The sequence below is a fragment of the Pseudomonas sp. genome (assembly GCF_037994325.1).
Taxonomy (GTDB): Bacteria; Pseudomonadota; Gammaproteobacteria; order Pseudomonadales; family Pseudomonadaceae; genus Aquipseudomonas.
The window spans coordinates 1-3,516 of the sequence record NZ_JBBNAH010000614.1; the positions used below are offsets into that span (position 1 = coordinate 1).

The window sequence follows — 3,516 nt, forward strand, 5'->3', positions numbered from 1 at the left end:
CGCGCCGACTAAGCCCGAATCCCGGTTTCAGTTACGAAACCGGGAGCGCGAGGTGCCCCTCGATGAGAGGTTTCTGGTTGGCTACTGCTGCAGCGCAAAACGTCATGAATGCTTTGACCCGCCACGACTTTCGAATGTCCTGGTGGGTGAGCAACCACAGATCATCGCTGAGCTCGGGCACTACCGGGCCGACACGGACCAGGCCAGGCGTGATGTCACCCAGCATGCAGGGAAGAAAGCCGTACCCCAGTCCGGCGACGATGGCCGCACTGGCCGCGGCGACTGAGTCGGTACGGTACGCAATGCAGTTCGCCTCCACGCGGCATTCGAGGTAGCTCGCTGCCTTCAAGCCGCACAGCGCTCCTGAATAAGAGACCCACTGCTGGCCATCCACGAACGGCGCAGAGGCAGGCGTGCTCTTGACGCTGCCGTAGAGTGCCCAGGCGATCGTCGCAAGCTTGCGCCCCACCAAACTCTCCGATGGTTTATTAGTCGCTCGCACCGCAATGTCCGATTCATCACGGGCCAAACTCAGGGTCTGGTTGCCCACCAGCACTTCGATCGCAATCCCTTTGTTGACCGTTTTGAAGTCAGCAATGATGGGGGTGAGAAAGTGCAGCAGCAGCGAGTCACTGGTGGTGATTCGCAGCTTGCCCAGCGGCCCTTGCCCTGCCCGTGATACACGCCGGGCGACACTCACGATATCGAGCTCTACACGTTCGGCCAGTGCCCGCAGCTCCGCACCTTCGGCCGTGAGCATATAGCCGGAACGGCGGTGGTCAAACAGGGCGACCCCCAGCGTTTTCTCGACTTGGGCCACTCTACGCGAGACGGTGGAAACGTTGACGCCCAGCTTCTTCGCCGTGTCGGCGCGATTACCACATTCGCTGAGCGTTTTGATGATGCGCAAGTCGTCCCAGGACAACTGGTTTACCGCGTCGCTGACATCCCACTTGGCGCTGCCAGGTACACCTTGGCTCGGTGAAGCAATTTTCGATGACGATTTCACGCCAAGACATTCCTGATCGGGTGTCGAACCATCATACGAAAGCGCTGAGGGAGAACCAAGGCAATACCCACTAGGGCGCGCATTGAATTGCGATCGTCGATTTAATCGGGCCCAACGACTGCTAACGGCCAAAAGCGGACGTTTTAGAGTAGGGAAAAGAAATCTCCGTTACCCCATTACGTCCAGTGTTGTTTCGGCATGGAGCAGGACAAGGCCAGCACTTCCTTGAGCGAAAACCCCGCGTCTTTTGCATGCCAGCTTACCGAGCGCCCCTGGTGGTCCTTGGCCCGTGGGTCGGCACCGGCACTCAGCAGCCAATGAAACGCCCACATCTGCGTTTGAGCCAGTTCGGATATCCAGCCGAAACCGCACATCAGCGGCGTTTTGCCGTCTTCATCGACGCTGTCCACATGCGCGCCGCGGGCCAAAAGGAATGGGATGCTCTGGTTCGCTTGCAGCCCGAGATGCGTCAGGGTAGCGGTGTGCAGGGGCGTTTCGTTGCCATGGTTGGGGCGGTTGATGTCGCAGCCATAAGCCAAAAGTATCTCGGCCATCTCGTATTGCTGCAGATAGATCGCCTGGTCCAGCCAGTGCTCGCCCTCAGGCTCACTGTGGCCTTCGCTGTCGGCCACTGCCAGCAGCCGTTGCAGCAACGCCGGCGTACCGCCGTCGATGCAGCACGCTACCGAAGATAGCTGGTCGTCACTCTCCGGCCAGCACAACGCTGGGGCATGATCTAAGAGCAGATGTGCGACTTCGTGCTGGCGATAGGACAATGCCCATTCGATGGCAGAATGGTCCTCGGCCACCATCTTGTGCTCGCGGGTGTAGCGGTAGACCGCCCTGAAGGACCACGCGTTTTGCGCCTCCTGCAGCCTGCTTTCCGTAACCTCGAGCGCTTGCAGAGCTGGCGTCAGGTAGACGGTGGCGTTCACTTCAGCTCCCGCCGCCAGCAATTGTCGTGTGGCCTCGACCTGCCCACCTAGCAAGGCATTCACCAGCGGTGTATTGCCATAGGCGTCCGGTTCATTGAGCACTCCCGGTGTCAGAGTCAACAACAGGGTCAGTGACTGCGTTGCACCAGCCTGGGCTGCCAAGGAAAAGACCGCGGCGGGTGTCGCTGTGCCGTCAGCTAGCAACGCTCGTAGTCGCGCCACGTCGTCGTGCCACAGCGCGGCCACCAGCGGTTCTTCGCACCGGCCGGCCAGCGCATACCGGTCCACTGTCACCATGTCACCGTCCACCAAATGGACGACTCCCGTGGTGTACGCGAGGTCGTCCGAAAGGCGCATTACCCGTGCTAGCTTGGCGCCAAGCAGAGCAAGGCCCGGGCCGACTGCCCGCCACATGCTGACTTGCGAACTGGCAACCACCAGAATGCCTGTTACCTGGTGCCCTTGCCGGCGGACGGAAAGCCGGCGGACATATCGCCAGGCATAGTCGGGATCCGACAGCGCCCACTCCAGACGCTCATCCTTGGGTGCGTGCAATCGCAGTTGCTCCACCAACTGCTCGGGCCTATTTTCCAACAGATCGGCAAAGGTCGCGGCGCGCTCCGTTTGATCAAAGTGGCAGTCGAACTGGAGCGCGTGCTGCGGCGCGCTTGACGCGCGTTCGGTCTGGGCGTGACTGACATCCCCGTGCGAGACATCGCGGTTCACCGCCAAATGGCCATTGGCGTAAACCTCACCCTGGGTGTACGTCAGCTGGATCGGCCACTCCTCGTCTTCGGGCTCTTCGTCATGCTCGTACGTGCCGGTGAGTTCCTTGCAATAGGGACCGAGCAACTCCATAAGCGCGACCGCGAATTCAAAGCCTTCCGAGCCCGCAACAATGTCGGCCGCTATCGTGGTCTTTTTCACGGCCACGCGCCCGAACGTAGACAGGTAATCGCTGAAAGCTGAGCGCGCACTGATCCGCTCGAAAGCCTGCAATGCCTCGGTGCCAAGCTGCGCTGACGCCTGAGTAGCGCCTTGCGTATCACCGTCGCGCAGGGCGTTGAAGAAGTCGGCAAGCGGCTGCTGAGTGGTGGGTTTCGGCTTCACTGCCAGCGAAACATAAACTTCCATATCGTCGTCCCTAGCGCCTTATAAGACTACATCCATGGTGTAGATCTGCGGCTCCACGCCAACCACGCGGGACTGGACATAGCCCGCCTGAATCAACCCATCCAGCAGATCCCTGAACTGGGCTGACGCCAACGTTTCAGCATTGGGTTTACCGAGCACTACACCGGTCATGTGGAAGTCCTTTTCATCGAGAGAGTTGCCTGGCGATCACCATGGCAAGTGAGGATGGAATCTAGCAGGTCGGGTATCGGCAGAAATAGATCCATGCCCGGTTCTTGCTGTTAGTTGGCGATCAGGATCGGCTGCATCCTGCCAGAAGCTGCCGTTCAGCGACGAGCCTTACGGCCCAAGCGGGTGCCACCCGTTGAGGAACAAACGTCCTCAATGCAGAACATGCCAAGCACTAGCTGCGCTGCAATCCGTTTCTTGCACTTAACC

The 3,516-nt window shown here is 59.9% G+C and carries 3 protein-coding genes; all 3 read right to left on the reverse strand.

From position 1 onward, the window contains the following. Positions 1 to 31: 31 nt before the first annotated feature. On the reverse strand, positions 32 to 1,009 hold the full coding sequence (locus tag AAAB16_RS20450; protein ID WP_340664978.1) for a LysR family transcriptional regulator: 978 nt from the start codon (positions 1,007 to 1,009) through the stop codon (positions 32 to 34). 176 nt (positions 1,010 to 1,185) lie between these two features. Continuing rightward, positions 1,186 to 3,078 carry an ankyrin repeat domain-containing protein gene (locus AAAB16_RS20455; protein ID WP_340664979.1) on the reverse strand — a complete coding sequence of 631 codons (1,893 nt, stop codon included), beginning with the start codon at positions 3,076 to 3,078 and terminating at the stop codon, positions 1,186 to 1,188. Between the two features lie 18 nt (positions 3,079 to 3,096). Then, on the reverse strand, positions 3,097 to 3,249 hold the full coding sequence (locus tag AAAB16_RS20460; RefSeq protein WP_340664980.1) for a hypothetical protein: 153 nt from the start codon (positions 3,247 to 3,249) through the stop codon (positions 3,097 to 3,099). Between the last annotated feature and the right edge of the window lie 267 nt (positions 3,250 to 3,516).